23 protein-coding genes are annotated in these 20292 nt (G+C 35.0%); 4 read left to right on the plus strand and 19 right to left on the minus strand.

The window, feature by feature from the left end; all coding sequences use genetic code 11:
• Window positions 1-39 precede the first annotated feature (39 nt).
• The 8 genes from R2Q16_RS18840 to R2Q16_RS18875 form a co-directional block, all read right to left on the minus strand.
• Window positions 40-648 (minus strand): DUF1684 domain-containing protein, encoded by a 609-nt coding sequence (locus tag R2Q16_RS18840; protein ID WP_316739415.1) that lies wholly within the window; start codon window positions 646-648, stop codon window positions 40-42.
• A gap of 186 nt (window positions 649-834) precedes the next feature.
• A complete protein-coding gene (gene aroC, locus R2Q16_RS18845; RefSeq protein ID WP_316739417.1) occupies window positions 835-1932 on the minus strand; it encodes a chorismate synthase in 1098 nt (365 codons plus the stop codon).
• Between the two features lie 82 nt (window positions 1933-2014).
• Window positions 2015-3283 carry a 3-phosphoshikimate 1-carboxyvinyltransferase gene (gene aroA, locus R2Q16_RS18850; protein WP_316739418.1) on the minus strand — a complete coding sequence of 423 codons (1269 nt, stop codon included), beginning with the start codon at window positions 3281-3283 and terminating at the stop codon, window positions 2015-2017.
• 184 nt (window positions 3284-3467) lie between these two features.
• Window positions 3468-4607, minus strand: a complete 1140-nt coding sequence (locus tag R2Q16_RS18855; protein ID WP_316739420.1) for a chorismate mutase — start codon at window positions 4605-4607, stop codon at window positions 3468-3470.
• A 90-nt stretch (window positions 4608-4697) separates the two neighbouring features.
• Window positions 4698-5531 (minus strand): prephenate dehydratase, encoded by an 834-nt coding sequence (locus R2Q16_RS18860; protein WP_290244125.1) that lies wholly within the window; start codon window positions 5529-5531, stop codon window positions 4698-4700.
• A gap of 582 nt (window positions 5532-6113) precedes the next feature.
• On the minus strand, window positions 6114-7067 hold the full coding sequence (locus R2Q16_RS18865; protein ID WP_316739423.1) for a sterol desaturase family protein: 954 nt from the start codon (window positions 7065-7067) through the stop codon (window positions 6114-6116).
• A gap of 1 nt (window position 7068) precedes the next feature.
• Window positions 7069-8127 carry a 3-dehydroquinate synthase gene (gene aroB, locus R2Q16_RS18870; protein WP_316739424.1) on the minus strand — a complete coding sequence of 353 codons (1059 nt, stop codon included), beginning with the start codon at window positions 8125-8127 and terminating at the stop codon, window positions 7069-7071.
• Window positions 8127-8333, minus strand: coding sequence for an RNA-binding S4 domain-containing protein (locus R2Q16_RS18875; protein WP_025142770.1), 207 nt, complete (start codon window positions 8331-8333; stop codon window positions 8127-8129). Before R2Q16_RS18875 ends, aroB begins: the two co-directional genes overlap by 1 nt.
• Before the next feature lie 92 nt (window positions 8334-8425).
• Here R2Q16_RS18875 and R2Q16_RS18880 point away from each other — a divergent pair, with 92 nt between their 5' ends.
• On the plus strand, window positions 8426-9613 hold the full coding sequence (locus R2Q16_RS18880) for a proline dehydrogenase family protein (RefSeq protein ID WP_316739428.1): 1188 nt from the start codon (window positions 8426-8428) through the stop codon (window positions 9611-9613).
• A 391-nt stretch (window positions 9614-10004) separates the two neighbouring features.
• Here the strand turns inward: R2Q16_RS18880 and R2Q16_RS18885 are convergent, their stop codons facing one another.
• The 4 genes from R2Q16_RS18885 to R2Q16_RS18900 all read right to left on the minus strand — a co-directional run bounded on the left by R2Q16_RS18885 (window position 10005) and on the right by R2Q16_RS18900 (window position 12599).
• On the minus strand, window positions 10005-10325 hold the full coding sequence (locus R2Q16_RS18885) for a DUF962 domain-containing protein (RefSeq protein WP_316739430.1): 321 nt from the start codon (window positions 10323-10325) through the stop codon (window positions 10005-10007).
• Window positions 10326-10334: 9 nt separating this feature from the next.
• Window positions 10335-10970: an HAD family phosphatase gene (locus R2Q16_RS18890; protein WP_316739433.1), complete on the minus strand. Its 636-nt coding sequence runs from the start codon at window positions 10968-10970 to the stop codon at window positions 10335-10337.
• 65 nt (window positions 10971-11035) lie between these two features.
• Window positions 11036-11233 (minus strand): hypothetical protein, encoded by a 198-nt coding sequence (locus R2Q16_RS18895; protein ID WP_316739435.1) that lies wholly within the window; start codon window positions 11231-11233, stop codon window positions 11036-11038.
• A gap of 52 nt (window positions 11234-11285) precedes the next feature.
• Window positions 11286-12599, minus strand: coding sequence for a patatin-like phospholipase family protein (locus R2Q16_RS18900; protein WP_316739436.1), 1314 nt, complete (start codon window positions 12597-12599; stop codon window positions 11286-11288).
• A gap of 183 nt (window positions 12600-12782) precedes the next feature.
• On the opposite strand from R2Q16_RS18900, the gene R2Q16_RS18905 reads away from it, so the two are divergent.
• Window positions 12783-13547, plus strand: a complete 765-nt coding sequence (locus R2Q16_RS18905) for a LuxR C-terminal-related transcriptional regulator (RefSeq protein ID WP_316739439.1) — start codon at window positions 12783-12785, stop codon at window positions 13545-13547.
• Between the two features lie 202 nt (window positions 13548-13749).
• Here R2Q16_RS18905 and R2Q16_RS18910 read toward each other — a convergent pair whose 3' ends face one another.
• A complete protein-coding gene (locus tag R2Q16_RS18910) occupies window positions 13750-13932 on the minus strand; it encodes a hypothetical protein (protein ID WP_316739440.1) in 183 nt (60 codons plus the stop codon).
• Between the two features lie 251 nt (window positions 13933-14183).
• On the minus strand, window positions 14184-14588 hold the full coding sequence (locus R2Q16_RS18915; protein ID WP_316739441.1) for a hypothetical protein: 405 nt from the start codon (window positions 14586-14588) through the stop codon (window positions 14184-14186).
• Window positions 14589-14834: 246 nt separating this feature from the next.
• Between R2Q16_RS18915 and R2Q16_RS18920 the strand changes: the two genes are divergently transcribed.
• A complete protein-coding gene (locus R2Q16_RS18920; protein ID WP_316739442.1) occupies window positions 14835-15611 on the plus strand; it encodes a helix-turn-helix domain-containing protein in 777 nt (258 codons plus the stop codon).
• 3 nt (window positions 15612-15614) lie between these two features.
• Here the strand turns inward: R2Q16_RS18920 and R2Q16_RS18925 are convergent, their stop codons facing one another.
• Together R2Q16_RS18925 and R2Q16_RS18930 are read right to left on the minus strand one after the other, a co-directional pair.
• On the minus strand, window positions 15615-16310 hold the full coding sequence (locus R2Q16_RS18925) for an NUDIX hydrolase (protein ID WP_316739444.1): 696 nt from the start codon (window positions 16308-16310) through the stop codon (window positions 15615-15617).
• Window position 16311: 1 nt separating this feature from the next.
• Entirely contained in the window at window positions 16312-16983 is a 672-nt protein-coding gene (locus R2Q16_RS18930) for an HAD family phosphatase (protein ID WP_316739446.1), read from the minus strand.
• Window positions 16984-17111: 128 nt separating this feature from the next.
• Here R2Q16_RS18930 and R2Q16_RS18935 point away from each other — a divergent pair, with 128 nt between their 5' ends.
• Window positions 17112-18260 (plus strand): aldose epimerase family protein, encoded by a 1149-nt coding sequence (locus R2Q16_RS18935; protein WP_316739448.1) that lies wholly within the window; start codon window positions 17112-17114, stop codon window positions 18258-18260.
• Between the two features lies 1 nt (window position 18261).
• Here R2Q16_RS18935 and R2Q16_RS18940 read toward each other — a convergent pair whose 3' ends face one another.
• Genes R2Q16_RS18940 through R2Q16_RS18950 form a run of 3 tightly spaced genes read right to left on the minus strand, consistent with a single transcriptional unit; the run spans window position 18262 to window position 20271 of the window.
• Window positions 18262-19083 carry an amidohydrolase family protein gene (locus tag R2Q16_RS18940; RefSeq protein WP_316739450.1) on the minus strand — a complete coding sequence of 274 codons (822 nt, stop codon included), beginning with the start codon at window positions 19081-19083 and terminating at the stop codon, window positions 18262-18264.
• A gap of 6 nt (window positions 19084-19089) precedes the next feature.
• Window positions 19090-19419, minus strand: coding sequence for an L-rhamnose mutarotase (locus R2Q16_RS18945; protein WP_316739452.1), 330 nt, complete (start codon window positions 19417-19419; stop codon window positions 19090-19092).
• A 3-nt stretch (window positions 19420-19422) separates the two neighbouring features.
• Complete coding sequence (locus tag R2Q16_RS18950) at window positions 19423-20271, minus strand: fumarylacetoacetate hydrolase family protein (RefSeq protein ID WP_316739454.1); 849 nt, start codon at window positions 20269-20271, stop codon at window positions 19423-19425.
• Window positions 20272-20292: the final 21 nt, after the last annotated feature.

Genomic DNA, 20292 nt, shown 5'->3' on the forward strand with positions numbered 1-20292 from the left:
TATTAAAACAACTCTAATAGTCAAAATGTTCAAGCTTTCTTATTTATGCTTCCTTTCTCCTGTATATAATTTTTCTCCGGCTTTTATTTCCAATTGTAAATCATTTTCTTCCGGCGGAACCGGGCAACGATAACCATCACTATAGGCACAGTACGGATTGTACGCTTTATTAAAATCGACCTCAATTTTATTATCGATTATTGCTTTTGAACTTAAATCGATGTAGCGGCCACCACCATAAGTTTCTTTATTATTGGTTTCATCGGTAAAGGGCAAGAAAAGTAAGTTTTTATAAGCAGGGTTATTGGCTAAAGCAATACTTTTATACAATGTCATTGTAGTTGCTTTGCCATTTAAGTCGAATTTAATTTTCGCAAAACGATAAAATTCCTTACTCGTGCCATCATAAGTAGGCATTTTAAAAACCTTCTCATTTTTTAAAATTTCTACATCAGCTAAAACTTTATAAGTGCTGTCTGCATCAAAAAAGTGAAGGTTTGGCAAATCAGCTTCTTTTAATGGAGCATTTCCTTCTTTAATAAAATCCTGTTTATAGCTATCGCGATGCTTGGCGATTTGCTCGGAATAGGTTTGCGCAAATGAATTGATGCTAAAGAATAGGAATAGGATTGGGAGTAGTTTGCTCATAATTTTTATTTTGCCATCGTCATTTCGATTGGAGCAGAACGGAATGGAGAAATCTTTGAAATCTGATAAACGTAGTTCAAAGATTTCTCGGCTTCGCTCGAAATAACGGTTAATAATATTAGTAAAATCCTTCGACAAGCTCAGGATGACAAGTTGCTTTAGAATATTGCAATATTGGCTTTTAGCCTAAATCACACTCACTTTATTTCTCAAAAACTGGTCGGCTAAAATTAAAGCAGCCATCGCCTCAACAATAACTACAGCTCTTGGCACAACACAAGGGTCATGGCGACCTTTACCTTTAATTTCAGATGCTTCGCCTGCTGCATTTATCGTTTGCTGATTATGCATAATAGTGGCTACAGGTTTAAAGGCCACTTTAAAAGTGATATCCATTCCGTTTGAAATGCCACCTAAAATACCGCCAGCAAAATTTGTTGTGGTTTTAAATATTTTCGAATCAGCGGCTTTCGGTTGAGGAATATCATTATGTTGAGAACCTCTTAATTCGCTTCCGGCGAAACCAGAACCGTATTCAAAACCATGAACCGCGTTAATACTTAACATTGCTTTGCCTAAATCAGCGTGTAATTTATCAAAAACAGGCTCGCCTAAACCAGCAGGACAGCCTTTAATTACACAACCAATTTTACCGCCAACGGTATCACCATCTTTTCTAACCGAATCTATAAATTCAATCATTTCATGCGCTGTTGCAGGGTCGGCACAACGAACAATATTTTCTTCTCTTATATCCAGCAAAGCTGATAAATCGTTACTTTCTAAGTTTGGCGCCTCAATGGTTCCAACGGAAGTTACATGGGCAAAAATTTCGATGCCTTGCTGTTTTAAGAGTAGCTTAGCAATTGCACCAGCAGCTACACGAGCTGCCGTTTCACGGGCAGATGAACGTCCACCACCGCGATGGTCGCGTATGCCATATTTTGCATCATACACATAATCTGCATGACTCGGGCGATATACATCAACATTATGCCCGTAATCTTTTGAACGCTGGTCTTCGTTTGGAATGAGCAAAGCAATAGGTGTTCCTGTACTTTTTCCTTCGAAAACACCAGATAGAATTTGAACAGTATCACTTTCTTTTCTCTGCGTGGTTATTTTTGATTGACCTGGTTTACGTTTATCCAATTCTGATTGAATAAAATCCATATCAATATCCAATTGCGCCGGACAGCCATCAATAATTACTCCAATAGCTACACCATGAGATTCGCCAAAAGTAGTGATGCGAAAGAGTTGTCCGAATGAATTGCCTGCCATATTTATTTTAGATTGATGATTTTGGATTTACGATTTTAAGACGTTAGGTTTAGTCTTGATACTTGATTCTTATTACTTGATACTACTTAACACTAACATCAAACCCTGCTTTATTCAAATCTTCCCAAAAATAAGGATAAGATTTTTCAACAACCTGCATTTCTTCAATCTCCACTTCTTTAATTAATAGTGCAAGGGGGGCAAAAGCCATTGCCATACGGTGGTCTTCGTAAGTTGCAATGGTAATTTTTTCAGGGAAATGAAGTTCATCGGTGTTTAAAGTGTAAACTAAATTATTCTCTGTTAAGGTTACGCCAATTTTTGCCAATTCGTTTTGTAAAGCAGCAATTCTATCTGTTTCCTTTATTTTTAGGGTTTCTAGGCCTGTAAACTTCATGTTTTTACCTAATGCAGCTGCAATAACCACAATAGTTTGAGCTAAATCTGGGCAAGTTTTTAAATCTAAAACTTGATTAGTTTCTAAAGCAATGCCTAAGTTGCTAATCGAGATTCCTGTTTCAGTTTTGCTGGTAGCAATACCAAAAATCTTCATGATTTTTTGAATCTGACTATCGCCTTGCAAGCTTTTTTCTTTTAGTGCAGGCAAACTGATTTCAGCTTCATCAGCCAATGCCGCAATACTATACCAATAAGACGCTGCACTCCAATCTGGCTCAACAACCAATGTTCCAGGTTTAAAAGCCTGCGGTTTAATCGTAATCGAATTGCCATTCCAAGAATGTTCAATACCTACTTCGGCTAACATATCCAAAGTCATATCAACATATGGTTTTGAAGTTAATTCACCCTCAATTTCTAAAGTTAAACCTTGTGGTAAAATTGGTGCAATCATCAGCAAAGCTGATATATATTGACTGCTGATATCGCCTTTGATTTTAACTTCTGCAGTTTTTTGATTTAACGGGCCAGATATATTTAGTGGAGGAAATCCCTCAGACTCTGCGTAGGAAATATCTGCACCAATAGTTTTTAAAGCTTCAGCCAAAATTCCAATTGGGCGTTGTTTCATTCTCTCTGTTCCTGTTAAAAGGAAGTTTCCGTTTTTAGCAGAAAGATAAGCCGAAAGAAAACGCATAGCTGTTCCTGCCGGACCAACATCAACGGTTTTAGATTCCTCGATTTCAACTTCCAATTCTTCTTCAAGATTATTAAGTATACCGTTTAACGTTACCGTATCAGCAGCATTAGAAAGGTTTTCTACTTTAACTAATTTTTTACTTAAAGCGCTTATAATTAAGGCTCTATTGCATTCGCTTTTTGAGCCGGTTAATTGGATTTCCGTATTAATATTCTTGGTTCCTTTAAAAGAAACTAAGGCGTTTTTTGACATGGTATTCTGTTTTTATTATCAAATGCAATTGTCAGATGTCGTCACCTGACAATGCATTGTAATTTATAATATCACTTTTTCGTAGCGACCGTTTTAAGATTGCTTCGTGCCTCGCAATGATGTTGTGCTTCAGACCTTGCTTTCGCTTTCACTTTAGTCTTTCTGCTTCAAGCTTTTCGCTTTACTAAGCTTTAACTTCAGTATGTTGCTCAGCAGCAATTCCTTTTTCAGCTTTGCCAGCATTCATAATTTCAGTTTGCTTACGGATAGACTCGCCGTGTACCAATTCTAAGAATTTCTCGGTAAAGTTTAAATCTAATTTTAAAGCTTTTGCAAAAGCATGTCCTTTTTTGATAATCGAATCCCAACGATTTACTTGTAAGATGGTTACTTGATTATCGCGTTTGAATTCACCTATTTTCTCAACGATAGCCATACGTTCCGCTAATTTCTGTAAAAGGATATCATCAATTTTGTCGATGTTTTTACGTAGATCAGCTAATTTATCTGCAAAAGCTTCATTTGGTGCTTCTGGTTCACGAACGGTTAAACGGTCAACTAATTCAGCTAAAGCAGCTGGCGTAACTTGTTGTTTAGCATCTGTCCAGGCAACTGAAGGGTCAACATGAGATTCAATCATTAAACCTTGCATATCTAAATCCAAAGCCTTTTGAGAGATGTATGGAATTAACTCGCGGTTACCACAAATGTGACTTGGATCGTTGATGATTGGTAACTCTGGGCATAAAGTTTTCAACTGGATAGCCATTTCCCACATTGGTTCGTTACGGAAAGAACTTTTCTCGAAAGAAGAAAAACCACGGTGGATTGCACCAATTTTAGTAATTCCGGCACCATTAATACGCTCGATAGCACCAATCCACAGTTGTAAATCAGGGTTCACCGGATTTTTAATTAAAACAGGAACATCATGGCCTTTTAAAGCATCAGCAATTTCCTGAACTGTGAAAGGGTTTACGGTAGAACGAGCACCAATCCAAAGGATATCAACACCTGCAGCCAAAGCTTCTTCTACGTGTTTTGCATTTGCAACTTCAACAGCTGTTGGTAAACCAGTTTCTGCTTTAGCACGTTTTAACCACTCTAAACCAATGCTACCAATACCTTCGAATTCTCCCGGACGAGTACGTGGTTTCCAGATACCAGCTCTTAAAACCGATACTTTGCCAGTTGCAGCCAATAGATGTGCTGTAGTTAATAATTGCTCTTCAGTTTCTGCACTGCATGGTCCTGAAATGATTAATGGTTCGTTGTTAACGTTTAACCAAGTGTTTAGAGGTTGGATGTTTAAATTAAGTTTCATGATTTATGGCTTGTAATATTTTATAATTCGATTGTTTAATTGTTATATTGATGTTGAATCGTAATTCGTATATCTAAAATTGTAATTCACTTATACTTTATCGTTCTTTTGATATTCTCCGAGGATATTGAAATTTGACGTGTATTTTAATGCTTTGCGTACGGCTTTATCATATTTTTCAGTGCTTGGCCATTCTAAGTCAACGTAAAAATAATATTCGTTGCGCTTACCAAGCACCGGCATAGATTGTATTTTTGTTAAGCTTACCTCTTGTTCGGCAAAGATGTTTAATACGGTTGCCAAAGAGCCTGCTTTGTGTCCAACTTGGAAGCATATTGAAGCTTTGTTTATTTTTTTGCCTTCGTCTGTTTTATCTTTTTTAAGGATAAGAAAACGAGTATAGTTTTTCTTATTCGATTCTACGCGACGTTCTAAAATGTTTAATCCGTAAAGTTCTGCGGCTAAGTTGTTTGCAATCGCCATTGTATCCGTTAATTTTTCTTCCTGAATACGTTTGGCACAAGCTGCCGTATCATTACTTTCTACAATTTTAATATGCGGGTAATCATAAAAGAAATCGATGCACTGGCGGATTGCAATAGGGTGTGAGGTTACAATTTTGATATCCTCAAACTTTACACCTGGCAATGCCATTAAGTGCAATTGAATAGGTAAATAAACTTCGCCAACTACCGAAAATCCATAATCGCGGATTAGTGTATAATTTGGTAAAAGGCTACCCGCGATAGAGTTTTCAATCGCCATTACAACGAAATCTGCATCGTTTTTTTCTAGTTTATCACAAGTTTCTTTGAAAGAATTGCACTCTACAGTTTCGATGTTTTTACCGAAGAATTTGTAAGCTGCTTCTTCGTGAAAAGATGCTTTAATACCTTGAATTGCTACTCGTTTTGTCGTTTCCATTTTTGCGTTAAAACAAAAAAAGTCCCGGCTGTTTGCCGGGACTTTTTTATACATTTTAATATTGTTATATATCTTTTTGCATATTAGCCCCGGCTCTTACTAAAATAGTAAAAGTAACCAAAGTAATATGTGTTGAATAATTTCATTTTTCTTTTTGAATGAGCCAAATGTAATAACAAAATTTAATTTGTCAATAAGAAAATGAAAATATTTTTATTTTCTTATTGTTTATACCGTTTTGGTGTTGGGTATGAAAGAGCTTAATTAATTGATTGAGGGCTGTGGAAGTGATTAAAAGAAATCATGTTTTTTGTTCCCTAAACCTGATAGCAACGGAAATACTTTTTGTTGCAGGTCTTCGACAAGCTCAGACTGACATAGGACAAAAAGATTGAAGTGTATAGCAGGGCTGCATAAGCCAAAATGAACGGAACCTTACATTTCCAAATTTTTCAAATAATCTGCAGAATAAAAATCGCTTATAATTTTGCTACTTTGAAGATAACTCACAATTTAAATCGTGGGCAATATTCTAATTCTTGAAAAACAAAAACGGCCTGTAAAATACAGACCGCTTAAATATTATCCTGTTGAACTTAAGGTTTGATGCTTTTCATTAAAAGCTTTAACATCGTTTTTCTTTGCTAATTCCTCTTCTTCATGCAATTCTTGCTGCATAATTTTAGCAATTTTGGTGCTGCCATCATGGCTCCAACCCGGCGGATTGAAGATGTATTTCACTTTATCCATAAAGGTTGGGGCCTTTTTTACATCAGCAGTTAAGGCAATAAATTCGTGGAAAATAATATTTACCGGACCAGTATCTTTTGGTTGGGTGGTTAAACCGTATTTAACTTCATCTTCTGGTAATTCGGCTTGAAAAGTGCCAAACCATCTATCCCAAAGAATTAAAACCATGCCCATGTTTTTATCCAAATAACGTACGTTACTGGCATGGTGAACGCGGTGGTGAGATGGCGTAACAAATACATATTCGTACCATTTCGGGAATTTGATATTATACTGCGTATGAACCAAATTACCATAAATTTGTGTAACCAAATAGGCGAAAAGGATATCTACGGCGGTAAAACCCATAAATGCTAATGGCAAATAAAAGAAAACGCGATAAAGGGGTTCGAAAACTGTAGAACGAAATCCGGTGGTTAAGTTAAAATGCTCTGACGAATGGTGGGTAACATGCATGGCCCAAAAAAAGCGAACGTAGTGCCCAACGGTGTGCAAAAACCAATACAAAAAATCTTGTGCTAAAATTAAAACCAACCAATAAATCCAAACATTTGAAATCTGGAACAAACGGAATTGATAGCAATATTCGAGCAGAACAAATGTGCCTGTTTTGGTTGCTAAATTGATAACAATTGCAGCTGTCATCAAGTAAATGTTAGTCCAGGTATCGCGTTTGGTGTATAGTTTTCTGTCGTGCAAGTAACTGAAATACATTTCAACCAAGGTTAAAACGATTACAAAGCTAAAAAGCCCTATTACAGAAATATCACTTCCGGTATACTTCATTTTATAAACTGTTATAATAATCTAAACTGCTTAAAATATCGGCGGTAGCTACACGGCAGTTAAACGTGCATTTGCCTGTGGTTTCTAATAAGGAGAATAAAATGTTACCATCCTCGTTCTTTTTATCGCTCTGCATCAGCTCTAAAAGCGTATCAAAACTTTCTTTTTTAATGTCGTATTTGGGATATAGCGATAAAATATAGCTACTAATATCCTTCAATTCTTCCTTAGTTAAACCACTGTTTTTGATTGATAATGCGGCTTCGCACACAAAACCGATAGCAATTGCTTCACCATGTGTAAGTGGATTTTCATCATTTGCTAGAGAATAACTTTCTACAGCGTGACCAATGGTATGACCAAAATTTAAAATCTTACGCAGATTTTTTTCATGCGGGTCAATGGTTACAACTTCGTTTTTAATTTCTACTGAACGGTAAATATCTACGGCCGATGGCGTTGAATAATCGGTAGTTTTTAACTTTTCGTAATAAGCTTTATCATAAATCAAGCCATGTTTAATCATTTCGGCAAAGCCTGATAAAAGCTCGCGTTGAGGCAAGGTTTTTAAAAACTCAGTTTCGATAAAAACCATTTGTGGTAAGGTAAAAGTTCCCACCATGTTTTTAACATTGTCAATATCGATACCCGTTTTACCACCAACAGAAGCATCAACCTGCGAAAGTAGGGTAGTAGGAACGTTTACAAAATCGATGCCTCGTTTGTAGGTAGAAGCGATAAAACCGCCCATATCTGTGATAACACCACCGCCTAAATTAATCATCAAACTTTTGCGGTCGGCTTCAAAATCTAAGAGCGTTTTCCAAATGCCGATACAAAAATCTATGTTTTTATTTTCTTCTCCAGCTGAGGTTTCAATTAAATCGAAATCAGCAAAATCATCCATCATCGATTGAAAAACAGGCAAACAAATTTCGCTGGTATTTTCATCAGCAAGAACAAAAACTTTGCTGTATTTATTGCTGTCTATTAAGGTTTTTAAGGCGTCTAAATTGCTTTCGAAATAAAGCGAATGGCCTGCGCTCGTTAAGGTTTCCATTATATTACTTCGATTTTATCTTGTTCAAAAGTAATGATATCGCCAACCCTAACTTTATAACGTTTGCGAAACTCTACTTCTCCATTACATTTAACTAATCCGTCCATCACGGCAGCTTGGGCATCTCCACCTGTACCTACCAAACCAGTTGCTTTTAAAAGCTGGATTAGCGGAATAAATTCACCCTCTAATTTGAATTGTATCATTTTGCTGCAAAAATACGATTATTTCGAGGTTTTACGTTTCAACAATGAATGCTTTTTATAATTTTGCACCATTCTGACTTATTACAAACCAAATGATTGATTTATCACCGAATAAACAACCTAATTTCGATAATACTGAAGTGGCTTTTCGTCAAAAAACGAATGCTGATTTGAAAAAAGGCTACTGGCTTTTTAAAATGATTGGTAGCAACTTTTTAACAAAGGTTGGTCCACCCATTACCAATTTCTTTTTAAATATTGGATTGCCAATTCAGGGCGCTATTAAAGCTACTATTTTTAAACAATTTTGTGGTGGCGAAACCATTGCTGAGTGCGATAAAGCGATAGTACAACTGGCAAAAGGCGGTGTTGGAACTATTCTAGATTATTCAGTTGAGGGCGAGGAAGAGGAAATCGTTTTTGATGAAACTTGTCAGGAAATTATTCGTACAATTCTTCGTGCCGATGGCGATGCAAATATCCCAATTACGGTTTTCAAAATTACCGGAATTGGTCGTTTTGCCTTGCTTGAGAAATTAGATGCGAAACAATCTTTAAATGCTACCGAGCAAGCTGAATTTGATAAAGTAAAATTGCGTTGCGAGATGATTTGCCGTACGGCTTTTGAAAAAGCTGTGCCAATTATGATTGATGCTGAGGAAACCTGGATTCAGGATACGATTGATGAGCTTGCTATAGATATGATGCGCAAATTTAATCAGGAACGCATTATTGTGTACAATACGTATCAAATGTATCGTCACGATAAATTGGCAGATATGAAAGCCGATCACTTGATTGCTAAGGCCGCTGGTTTTATTCTCGGTGTAAAAATGGTTCGTGGAGCTTATATGGAAAAGGAACGTAAACGTGCTGCTGAAATGGGTTATCCATCGCCAATTCAGCCAGATAAAGAATCATCTGATAGGGATTATAACGAATCTTTACGCTATTGCGTAGACCATATTGAAGAAATTGCCATCGTTTGTGGAACGCACAACGAAGATAGCAGTCGCTTGTTAACTTACCTTTTAGATGAGAAAAAAGTGGCGCATAACCATCCTCACGTTTACTTTGCACAGCTTTTGGGCATGAGTGATAACCTAAGTTTTAATCTTGCGGATGCCAATTATAACGTAGCAAAATATGTTCCTTACGGACCAATAAAGGCAGTTATGCCGTACTTGTTTAGAAGAGCGCAGGAAAATACATCTGTTGCCGGACAAACTGGTCGTGAATTGGGCTTGATTGAGCGGGAATTAAAGAGAAGAAAACTTTAAATATTCCTTTAAGGTTTTATTTTTTTGGAAATGAGCGTTTAGTAGTTCTTCGGATTGTGCAGCCCCGCTTTCTGCTTCAATCTTTTTTAAACTTCTGTCAGTCTGAGAAACGAAGAACCTGTTTCGTCGGTTACAGATGCTTCGTACCTCAGCATGACAGCTTATTCAGGGTCGCTGCAACAAAAAGTATTTACGCTCCAATCGGGTTTAAGAACTTCATGCAGTTAAGTCGTTTTGCAAATATTTTTTTCCGTGTATTCTGTGTCTCTGTGGCAAAAATTTCATTTGGTGAAATGCAAAACATAAACTAATTAAAGTATTGAAACCCTGAAATTAATTCAAGATGACAACCGCTATACACTGAGGAAAATGAAAGATAGAATCGTATTTTTTATGGTTTAACCACAAAACTTTGTTTGCCAGTTAGCAAATCATAAAAAAGTATAAAATCACTAGCTAAACTATAACCAGGATATTGAAAAGTTGCAGGTTTGTTTCTCTCAAAGAAAAAATGACCAACCCAGGCAAAGCCATAGCCCAAAACTGGCATCGCTAGAAAAAAAAGCCAATTGTGAAACATAAAACCCGTAAAGAAAGCTAACACAACCAAGCCAGTTCCTATAAAATGTAGTATACGAGAAGTTGTATTGGTGTGCTCTGTTAAATAGTAAGGATAAAACTCTTTAAGCGATTTGAATTTCTTTTCTGTCATAATCTTAAATTACAAAATTCCATTAGCTTTTAAAAACGATTCCAATTTTGCCGGTTTTTCAGTCATAAGCAATGTGTTCAAGCCAACCTTTTTAGCACCCTCAATGTGCTGTGGACTATCATCAATAAATAAAGTTTCAGCTGGATTTAAGTTGTTTTCTTTTAAAACCTGTTCGAAAATGTTGGTATTCGGTTTGCGCAATTTCATATGTTGAGAGAAGTAAGCTTTCTCAAAATATTCATCGTAATTATTTAGTTCGAAGGTTGTTTTAAGGTAATTGATAATCCAATCGTAATGAATCTCATTATTATTACTTAAAAGGAATGTGCGGTATTTCTTTTTAACATCTAATAGCAGCTCATGGTTTTTTTGATGTGTTCCAATTAGCAAACTGTTCCAGGTATCATCAATTTGACTGTCAGTTAGTTCAGGTTTCTTGGCTGCTTTCCTAATTCCATCTCTAAATTCAGCTGGCAAAATTGCTCCGGTTTCAAAATCATCAAACAATTGATTATGAGCCTTGTGTGCAAAGAAATTTTCTATATCGGTTATGCCAAGTTTTTGAAATGATGCTTGCGCAATTCTGAAATCTATATCGAAAATTACGTTTCCGTAATCAAAAATGATGTTTTTTATATTTTGCATTGGGCTTAAACTTTGTGCAAATATCTTCAAATATTTAAGATTCTGCTCAATCAATTTAAAATTGCCTAGCAAACATTTTTTATTTTTCTGATTTCGATTTCAAAACCATTCTCTAACATAAATGTAAATAGCCAAAACAGATCTGTTGTTTCCACATCAATATTTTTTATCATTCCTGAAATTCCGTTATCACATTCAATAAATGTATTTTCTTTTAAACTTAAAAGATCTGAAGTTGGCGTATTTTCATCGATTTTTATCATAATTAAATATAGAGGCATATTATGATAAAATTCAAATCAGCCTCAGAAAAAATCAAATTGGATTAAAATTTAGCCATCTTTTTTTTGCTTTTGCATAGGTATCATCACCCAGGTGCATACCATTTCCATCTCCTCTAATAAGTTGGTTTGCTAAGGTTAGACCATTATTTCCATTAATAAAATTTACGCAAAGTTGTTTTATCAAGTCCACATCTTCATTAGCCACTGCATCCATATCTAAATCCATTAATCTGGCGAAACTTTCTGAACCATTTCCCTGCGCTTTATAAACATCGGGGGCCTCAAAAATTTGTGTTGAAGCATTTAAGATGGGTTTAATGCATGGGTTTATCCGCACTAAACAAGCCGTGTTGCTTAAAGAGGGGTCGATTATTGAATAGGCAATAAATGTTGCCGAATCAGGTGGGTCGCCCAATATACTTGTCGACATTTTTTTAATATCAGAAACGAAAGTTAAATTGTAATCTGTAAAGGCCAATTTGTTGTTTTTATTCTTCTGAAATATATTCTGTATCTCCGGGTTTGTCGAAGTCTGATAATCAGCAATCATGGCTTGTCCGCCTGTTCCGGTGCCTAATGAAAGGATTTTGTAATCGCTTAATGGAATGGTATTATTGGTCATGGCTTCTATTAAGCCGGCCAAAACCGGATTGTTAAAACCTGAAACTGCACCATCCCACATTTTTGTTTTACGGATATCTTGTCCGTTTAATTGGTTAATTTCAATTTCGGCAGGTGCATCAAAATAATTAACAGGTGCATTGCTCGATGAATGTATGGCATGGCCCAGACTAATTTGATAATATTTGCCACCACTAAATGCATCGGTTTTACTTGCAATATTCGAACGAAAGAATGTTGCCCGCTGCCTAAAATAATCGAAGCCAACAATTAATAATTGTAATTCGGGCTTACCGATAATTTTTGGGAGTTCGTTTAAGTTAATGTTTAATGTGGGTTGTGTGGTTTTACCTTCGAGCATTAATTTATTGTAAGCTTGCATAACGTTCTGCAAGCCCGATAATTTGCGCTCCATGCTATATTTCGGACCTAATACGTTTGTTAAGCTGGCTATGTTTCGCCATTTAAGTTTTTCCCAAAAAGATAATTTAGAAAATACCTGCTTCCGTTTGTTTTCATCCTCAAAAACAGAAATAATCTCACTTAATTTCATGTCATTGCAAAGCGTTGAGAGTACTAAACTGCCACCCGAGTTGGCAATAACCATATCAAATTTTTTTAGCAATTCATGGCCATTTAAATCGCCATAAATATCCAGTAGCACCCGTGCCTGTATCAAAGCCCATGACCCGCCGCCATCTAGAGAGAGAATTTTGTAAGACATAATTTTAGATGCTTTAAGGTTAATTAGATTTTTTCTCCAATTTGAATAACAAAAAACCGTTAACTATTTTATTTACAATATCTTAATTAAAAGGCGCTCAAATTATCCCTCAAAAGAGGGATTTTAACTATGTGAAAATTTAACAAAATTGTTGTATTTTTATTTTAGCTTAATTCTCTCATTATGAAGAAGTTGAATAGTGTGTCAGTTGCCGAACTTTTTAAGCTTGCCGGCTATACAGATAAGTTGCAAAAATGTAATCCATCAGCAACATTTTTTCCTGATTTAAGTCCTCATCAAACAGAAAGTTGCACAGGTTATCAAGGTATATTTAATTGGTCGAGTATGCAATATTTAAACATCAGCAACTCAATTAAAACTATACTTGGGTATGAGCCAGAAATATTCCTTAAAAAAGGTTTAAATTTTAGTTTGGGTATTATTCATCCTGTGGATTCAAGGAGGTTAAGTAGTATTCATCAAGCTATATTTGATTACTACTACAACACACCGCAGAACCAGCGCTCAAAACTCCGGTTTAGTTATAATTTAAGGGTAAAGGCGAAAGATTACAGCTATGTTCATATTTTAAGGCAGAGCAACTTTATGAGTTTAACCGAAGATGGAAAACCTTTAGTAGAATATATCAATTGTACTGATATAACAGGCTTCGGTTTTAATAATGTAATTTGCTTAACTGTTCATTTGTTATCTTCAAGCGGTACTTTTGTGCTTTGCCATGAAATGGAATTTCCGGAAATGGACAATAATTTATCTAAAAGAGAAAAAGAGGTTTTGGAACTGGCCAGACAGGGCCTTACGAGTAAACAAATTGCAGATAAGTTGTATTTATGCATCGAAACTATTAAAAGCCATAGAAAACATATAATCGCTAAAACAGGCACGGGGAATATGACTGCCGCAATAAATAAAATCATTAGGCATTAAATCTAAAACCTTTATCTCTAGTGGAATGGTTTTTGATTTTCAATTAAAATGTAATCACCAATTGTCTGCAATTATGGGTAACTAAAAACCAGGCAATAGCTAAACTATGTTATTACATTTTTTATTTATCGGATAATTATCAATAACCACTTATTGCATTTATCTTGATAAACTGAAAAGAGGGATTTTTTTATCCCTCTTTTTATTTTTTTACTGTTATAACCCTACCTGTAACTAGGTGAAATTCATAATTTCGATATAAAGCATCATCTGTGATTATTATTTCTTCCACAAGGCCAGTTTTACTAAAAGTGTCTGTCACCAAATCGCCTTTTTTAATGTCTTGCAGTTCTTCTGTGGGTGTTTCGCTATTAATTCGCTTCATCTTACAAAAGTAGTTATAACATTTTTAGCTTAACAAAATTTTAACTTATTCTTAAACAGAGTGCTAAATATCTAGAAAGTCTGTGAAATGTCATTTATTAGGTCTACCTTTCAAATATGGGCGATACACTAAACTTTATTCTTGGCGTTGGTTTTATTCTTGGCGGTTTTAGCGTTTTCTGTGTGATTTTTGGCGGCGGTAAAAAAAGCTGAATTTGAAACTTATCAGCTTCGCTATTAAATAATCTAAATTTAATTTTTAGGTTGTTTTTCCCTGCCCATAATATCAAAATACATATCGCCATTTAACTGATTTATTCTAACAATCAAATCTCTTACTGGCGATTTATTTGTCAAATCATTCGGTAAACTCAGTGAATATTTAAATTTATAATCTGAAAAATCTGTTATGTTCCTAGTCGTGTTGACATAAAAATAACCTCCCTTATTTGCGCTTCTAACATACCAACATAAAATATCAGGTTCACCTTCATTTGTGTATTTAATTGTAGTATGATAAAGTTGAATTTTGATAACATCAGGCTCAGGTATTTCTTTCTTACAAGCCTGAAATAAAATCAACATAAAGAAGCAAATTACTATCGCTTTCATAACATAACAACAAAAACAAAAATTAAGAGTTTTAAAAATACTCATAAATATTATATTTTGTAGAATTAATTTTACATGTAATGATTAGTAGTTTCAGAAATAACTCGTTAAAAAGTGAAAAATTTTAAACAACTTGATATCAAAACTGTTACTAAATAGCTTATAATTGATGTTTAAGGGTTAACAGACAGATACTAAGTATAATTAAGTAGATGTACCATTTTGTTAATTTTGATTTCTAAGCCTATAAGAGTATAATTGTATTTGAACCAGCAAAACACTTTGATGTAAATGATACAACTTGAAGATATCAAGGGGAGATTTAAAAGAGATAAAGCAATTAGCGCAGAATTTCCGATTAGGGTTCTGATTATTAAAGAGGCATCGGGTTTATTATGTATGAACTCCGGCGACTATATATTAGAGCCGGGTAGGGTTTTCTTTATACCTGAAGAAGGTATTATCCGCTTTGAAGGCGAGATAACATCTGCTTATTGGTTAAGTTTCAGTACTTTACTTTATTCTGAATTTTTGCTACAACATACGGATTCTCAATCTAAAAATCTTTTTATGATGCTTTCATTTAAAGATTTAACTGCTCAGCAGGCACAAAAGGCATTTACTTTACTAGAACAATTGCGACGAGAAATTGCTGCAAAGCGAGATACTTCTTATTTAGCTCAATATTTGTCGCTTTTGCTAGGTTTTTCTGCGGTTTTAAATGCCGAACTTATGGATTTATCTGTTGATGAATTACAGCAAGTATTAAGATTTAGAGCAATTTTAGAACAATATTTCAAAACAGAACGAGCTACAGAATTTTATGCAGCTGGAATGGGCATGTCATCAAGAAAGTTAAATTCATTCCTTAAAAAAGCTTTTACTAAAAATTTGCCCGAACTGCTTTATGCAAGGTTAATTCGCGAAGCAGAAGAATTACTGATACACACCGATTATTCTGTTTCAATGATTGCCGAAATATTAGGTTTTGAGCAGGCAAATTCATTTGTAAGCAATTTCAAAAAATCAAAAGGCGTTTCGGCACTCGAATTTAGACGAATGAATTAACCATTATTTAGGCTTCGATATAAAATTTAAAAACGATTGAAATTGAGCTTTATGCTTGAGCTTATCTAATTTAAAATAAAACGCACCTCTTCTCGAACTTGATTTATCCTTTTCGGTTTGTTTAATTAATAAACCACTCGCCGTAATTTTCCGGATAAAATTGCGGTTATCTATTGGCGAATCATACACCTGCTCATACAAATTCTGCAACTGCGGAATGGTGAATTTTTTAGGAAGTAACTCAAATAAAATTGGGTGCAAGGCCGCTTGATACCTAATTTTATCCATTGCAGATTTAACCATTTCATTATGGTCAAAAATTAATTCGGGTACATCTTTCACCTTAAACCACTCGGCGTGGTATTGATCGTTTATTTGCCCGCTGAATTTATTGATATCGATTAGGGCAAAGTAAACTACAGATATGGTTCGCTCTATGGGGTCACGGTCCGGACTGCCATAAGCATTCAGTTGCTCCAGGTAAACATCGTGTAAGCCCGTTAATTCAAATAAAATTCTTTTGGCTGCACCATCTAAATCTTCGCTATTGCCAATAAAGCCACCCATTAAACTCCATTTATCTTTAACTGGTTCAATTGCCCTTTTAATAACGAGTAGTTTAAGTTCATTGCCATCGTAACCGAAAATAATACAATCTACAGCAACTAAAACTGGTGTCTGGTTTATATATTTTGCCATATTATAAAAGTGTATTTAAAATTGGAGCGTTATAATCATCAATAAAAGCGATGATATTGTTGTATTCGGCAAATTCCGAAATTTCGTGTGTCGTGGTTAAAACAATGCAATTCATTCCTGCATTTGCAGCCGATTCAACACCTTTTGGTGCATCTTCAAAAACTATACAATTTTCCGCTTCGATATTTAATGCCAAAGCAGCTTTTAAAAAAGTTTCAGCATCGGGTTTGCTAAAGGTTACATCATCAGCAGAAATAATGGCTTTAAAATAATGCCTTAAGTTTAAGCCATCTAACACAAAATTGATATTAAAAGGTATTGCTGCTGAACCAATTGCCATTGGAATTTGCTTACCTAAAGCTTTTTCAAAAAAAGAATCCAAACCATCAATTAAAGCCAAATGCGGCATGTAAAGCGCTTGATAACGTTTTTCCTTATCAACAGAAAGTAACTCAATTTGTGCCTCGGTAAATTTATCTATACCAAAAACTCGCTCTAAAACCTCAGAATTTTTGCCATACATTTCTTTTTTTACATCAGCATAAGAAATTGAAGTTTTTAAATCTTCGTTCATAATTACATGCCATGCAAGTGTATGGTATTCCATATCGTTAATAATGGTACCATTTAAATCAAAAAGAAAGGCCTTAGGCTTTAAATTCGTTATGTTCATATTAGTTTGTACAATATGCTATTTTTTTTGATGTTTTAAAATCGCATCAATAATAAGCCAATTAAATTATAATCGTTACAATAACGTTATTTTATTTTCATATTTTAGTTGCAACCAAATTATTTGTTATGAAAAAAAACAATTATCAATTTTTACTTGCTGCACTGTTTTTAGTATCCTTCACAGCCTGCAATCAACCTCAAAAAAATACGGTCGAAACTGCTGATAGTACCGCCAAAAATTTAGCGTACAATGCAGAAATCGACGGAAAAAAAGTAGAATTATTTACTTTGAAAAATAAATCAGGATCGTCTGTTACCATCACAAATTATGGTGGCAGAATTGTTTCTCTTTTAGTACCTGATAAAAATAATAAGCTTACGGATGTAGTTTTAGGTTATGATAGCCTTTCATCTTACCGTAAAAAAGGTGAACCATTTTTTGGAGCCATAATTGGTAGATATGGAAATAGAATTGGCAAAGGGAAATTTAAGTTGGATGGTAAAGAATATTCTATGCAGCTAAATGATGGCGTAAATACACTTCATGGCGGTTTTGATGGTTTCTTTGGAAAAGTATGGGATGCAAAACAGGTTGATGCCGATAAAATCGAGTTAACTTATGTTTCAGCGGATGGAGAAGCTGGATATCCGGGTAAATTGGATGTTAAGGTTACTTACACTTTTAGCAACGATAATGCCTTGAGGATTGATTACGAAGCAAAAACTGATAAAACCACCATCATTAATTTAACTAATCATGCCTATTTTAATTTAAATGGTGAAGGTAATAAGAGTATTCTTGACCACGAATTATTTATTGATGCTTACGGATATACGCCAGTTGATTCGACCTTAATCCCGACAGGAAAAATAACCCCGGTAAAAGGAACTGCATTTGATTTTACAAATGCAAAAACGATTGGTAAAAACATTGAAGATAAAGATGAGCAGTTACAGTTTGGCAAAGGTTTCGACCATAATTTTGCGTTAAATCCTCATGACGGAAATAAAGCAATCGCAAAAGTTAAAAGTTCATCAACCGGAATTATTTTAGAAGTTTACACCACAGAACCTGGTTTACAATTTTATAGTGGTAACTTTTTAACTGGCGAAACTAAAGATGGTAAGGGCGGAAAATCTTATCCGCACCGTTCTGCAATTTGTTTAGAAACACAACATTTTCCGGATGCACCAAACCATCCAAATTTTGAATCAACAACGCTAAAACCGGGTTCGGTTTATAAAAGCACTACTACTTATAAGTTTTTGAAATAAACTAAAGTTTATAAAAACGACTGGCATTTTTCAGGAAAAGGTTTTCTTTTTCCTGAAATGTTAGCTTCGAAGAATATTTTTTTACCAGATTAAACCAATCTGAATAAGGTCTGCTTACTAAAACAACAGGCCAATCGCTGCCATACATTACACGTTCTGTTCCGAAGTTTTCGAAAATGGTATCAAAGCATTCAAAAAGTTCTGTTTCTTTCCAGTTCTGCCAATCTGCTTCTACCAATAAACCTGAAATTTTACAGTATACATTTGGGTTTTGAGCTAAAATTTTAATGTTTTCTTTCCAAGTTTTGATGCTTCCACTTTTTATATCGGGTTTGCCACAGTGGTCTAAAACTAAAGGCTGATCCTCCAGTTTTTCAACCAGCTCAATTATATCCGCAAGCTGATTGTGGTAACAGAGTAAATCGTAGGTAAAGTTGTAGGTATTTAATTTTTTTACACCTTGAATAAAATCATCAGATAAGAAAAAACCTGCGCTTTCGGCTTGTAGAACATGTCTGAAACCTTTAATTTTTTTATAAGAATTCCAGTGTTTTAATCGCTCACCCAGATTTTGGCTTTTTAAATCTACCCAGCCAACAATACCTTTTATAATTTCGTTTTGCTCGGCAAGCGTTAACAGAAAATTGGTTTCTTCTTCAGATTGATTGGCCTGAACAGCTATACATCCAGTAATTTTTAGTTCGTTGTAAGTTCGAATTAGGTTTTTTGGCGAGAAATCGTTGCGGATTATACTCATTTCTTCGGTTATCCAACTATCTCGATTAGCATCGAAATTCCAAAAATGTACGTGAGCGTCAATCATTTTTATTTAAAGTTTAAAAATTTCTTCCATTAAAATCCATTTTTCGCCTGGTTTTGCGCCAGGTAATGCTTGCTGGTATTTCCACATCAAAGTTTCCCATTCCTGCACTTTTAGGTTTTCTTCATCAGCTTTTTGCTTTGCTTCAAACGAAAAATCATCGTTCACTTCCATAATCATAAACAGGCGATTACCTAATAAATAGATTTCCATATTTTGTACGCAGGAATCTCTAATGCTCGATTTAATCTCGGGCCAAACCGCTTTATGGTGCGTTTTATACTCCTCAATAAGTTGCTCGTCGTTAATTAAATCAAGCGTTAGGCAATATCTTTTCATGTATTATTTGTAAGCTTTAACGTGTTGTTTGCTGCTTCCAAGTCCTTCAATACCAAGCTCGACTACGTCGCCATCGTTTAAATACCAAGGCTCTGGTTTTTGTCCTAATCCAACACCTGCAGGTGTTCCGGTTGTGATAACATCTCCTGGTAAAAGTGTCATAAATTGGCTAATGTATGAAACCATGAACGGCACATTAAAAATTAAGTTTGATGTATTTCCATCTTGCAAGGTTTTACCATTTACGGTTAACCACAGGCGTAAATTATGTACATCGGCAATTTCATCTTGCGTAGCAATAAATGGCCCGATAGGAGCGAAGGTATCACAACTTTTTCCTTTAACCCATTGTCCGTTTCTTTCTAATTGAAATTCTCTTTCGCTATAATCATTGTGTAAAACGTAACCTGCTATATGTTCCAAAGCATTTTCTTCACTTACATAACTTGCTTTTTTACCAATTACAATTGCTAGTTCTACTTCCCAGTCTGTTTTTTTGCTGTTTTTTGGAATGGTTAAATCATCATTCGGACCAACAATTGCTGATGTAGCTTTAAAAAATAATATCGGCTCTGCCGGAATTGGAGCATTCGTTTCAGCAGCGTGGTCTTTGTAATTTAAACCTACGCAAATAATTTTTGAAGGACGGGCAAGTGCAGCACCCAAACGCACGTTTTTATCAATTTCGGGTAAGTTTGCAGTTTTTACCGCTTCGCGAAGTTTTTCCAAGCCATCGCCGCCAAAAAAATCTTCGTTATAATCGCTAACCAGCGAAGAAACATCGTAATATTTATCTTCTATAATTAATCCCGGTTTTTCTGAACCCGGCTCGCCAAATCGAATTAATTTCATTTTATTTTTTATCTCGTTGTA

The sequence above is a fragment of the Pedobacter aquatilis genome (genome assembly GCF_032678425.1).
In the GTDB taxonomy this organism is placed as follows: Bacteria; Bacteroidota; Bacteroidia; order Sphingobacteriales; family Sphingobacteriaceae; genus Pedobacter; species Pedobacter aquatilis_B.

Excerpts from the sequence above, each read along its gene's own strand:
- R2Q16_RS18905 (WP_316739439.1), top strand. The coding sequence starts at position 12,783 with ATGAAGAAGTTGAATAGTGTGTCAGTTGCCGAACTTTTTAAGCTTGCC.
- R2Q16_RS18915 (WP_316739441.1), bottom strand. The coding sequence starts at position 14,588 with ATGAGTATTTTTAAAACTCTTAATTTTTGTTTTTGTTGTTATGTTATG.
- R2Q16_RS18925 (WP_316739444.1), bottom strand. The coding sequence starts at position 16,310 with ATGGCAAAATATATAAACCAGACACCAGTTTTAGTTGCTGTAGATTGT.
- R2Q16_RS18920 (WP_316739442.1), top strand. The coding sequence starts at position 14,835 with ATGATACAACTTGAAGATATCAAGGGGAGATTTAAAAGAGATAAAGCA.
- R2Q16_RS18865 (WP_316739423.1), bottom strand. The coding sequence starts at position 7,067 with ATGAAGTATACCGGAAGTGATATTTCTGTAATAGGGCTTTTTAGCTTT.
- aroA (WP_316739418.1), bottom strand. The coding sequence starts at position 3,283 with ATGTCAAAAAACGCCTTAGTTTCTTTTAAAGGAACCAAGAATATTAAT.
- R2Q16_RS18875 (WP_025142770.1), bottom strand. The coding sequence starts at position 8,333 with ATGATACAATTCAAATTAGAGGGTGAATTTATTCCGCTAATCCAGCTT.
- aroB (WP_316739424.1), bottom strand. The coding sequence starts at position 8,127 with ATGGAAACCTTAACGAGCGCAGGCCATTCGCTTTATTTCGAAAGCAAT.
- R2Q16_RS18940 (WP_316739450.1), bottom strand. The coding sequence starts at position 19,083 with ATGATTGACGCTCACGTACATTTTTGGAATTTCGATGCTAATCGAGAT.
- R2Q16_RS18935 (WP_316739448.1), top strand. The coding sequence starts at position 17,112 with ATGAAAAAAAACAATTATCAATTTTTACTTGCTGCACTGTTTTTAGTA.
- R2Q16_RS18885 (WP_316739430.1), bottom strand. The coding sequence starts at position 10,325 with ATGACAGAAAAGAAATTCAAATCGCTTAAAGAGTTTTATCCTTACTAT.
- R2Q16_RS18945 (WP_316739452.1), bottom strand. The coding sequence starts at position 19,419 with ATGAAAAGATATTGCCTAACGCTTGATTTAATTAACGACGAGCAACTT.
- R2Q16_RS18895 (WP_316739435.1), bottom strand. The coding sequence starts at position 11,233 with ATGATAAAAATCGATGAAAATACGCCAACTTCAGATCTTTTAAGTTTA.
- R2Q16_RS18890 (WP_316739433.1), bottom strand. The coding sequence starts at position 10,970 with ATGCAAAATATAAAAAACATCATTTTTGATTACGGAAACGTAATTTTC.
- R2Q16_RS18855 (WP_316739420.1), bottom strand. The coding sequence starts at position 4,607 with ATGAAACTTAATTTAAACATCCAACCTCTAAACACTTGGTTAAACGTT.
- R2Q16_RS18910 (WP_316739440.1), bottom strand. The coding sequence starts at position 13,932 with ATGAAGCGAATTAATAGCGAAACACCCACAGAAGAACTGCAAGACATT.
- R2Q16_RS18840 (WP_316739415.1), bottom strand. The coding sequence starts at position 648 with ATGAGCAAACTACTCCCAATCCTATTCCTATTCTTTAGCATCAATTCA.
- aroC (WP_316739417.1), bottom strand. The coding sequence starts at position 1,932 with ATGGCAGGCAATTCATTCGGACAACTCTTTCGCATCACTACTTTTGGC.
- R2Q16_RS18930 (WP_316739446.1), bottom strand. The coding sequence starts at position 16,983 with ATGAACATAACGAATTTAAAGCCTAAGGCCTTTCTTTTTGATTTAAAT.
- R2Q16_RS18880 (WP_316739428.1), top strand. The coding sequence starts at position 8,426 with ATGATTGATTTATCACCGAATAAACAACCTAATTTCGATAATACTGAA.
- R2Q16_RS18900 (WP_316739436.1), bottom strand. The coding sequence starts at position 12,599 with ATGTCTTACAAAATTCTCTCTCTAGATGGCGGCGGGTCATGGGCTTTG.
- R2Q16_RS18950 (WP_316739454.1), bottom strand. The coding sequence starts at position 20,271 with ATGAAATTAATTCGATTTGGCGAGCCGGGTTCAGAAAAACCGGGATTA.
- R2Q16_RS18860 (WP_290244125.1), bottom strand. The coding sequence starts at position 5,531 with ATGGAAACGACAAAACGAGTAGCAATTCAAGGTATTAAAGCATCTTTT.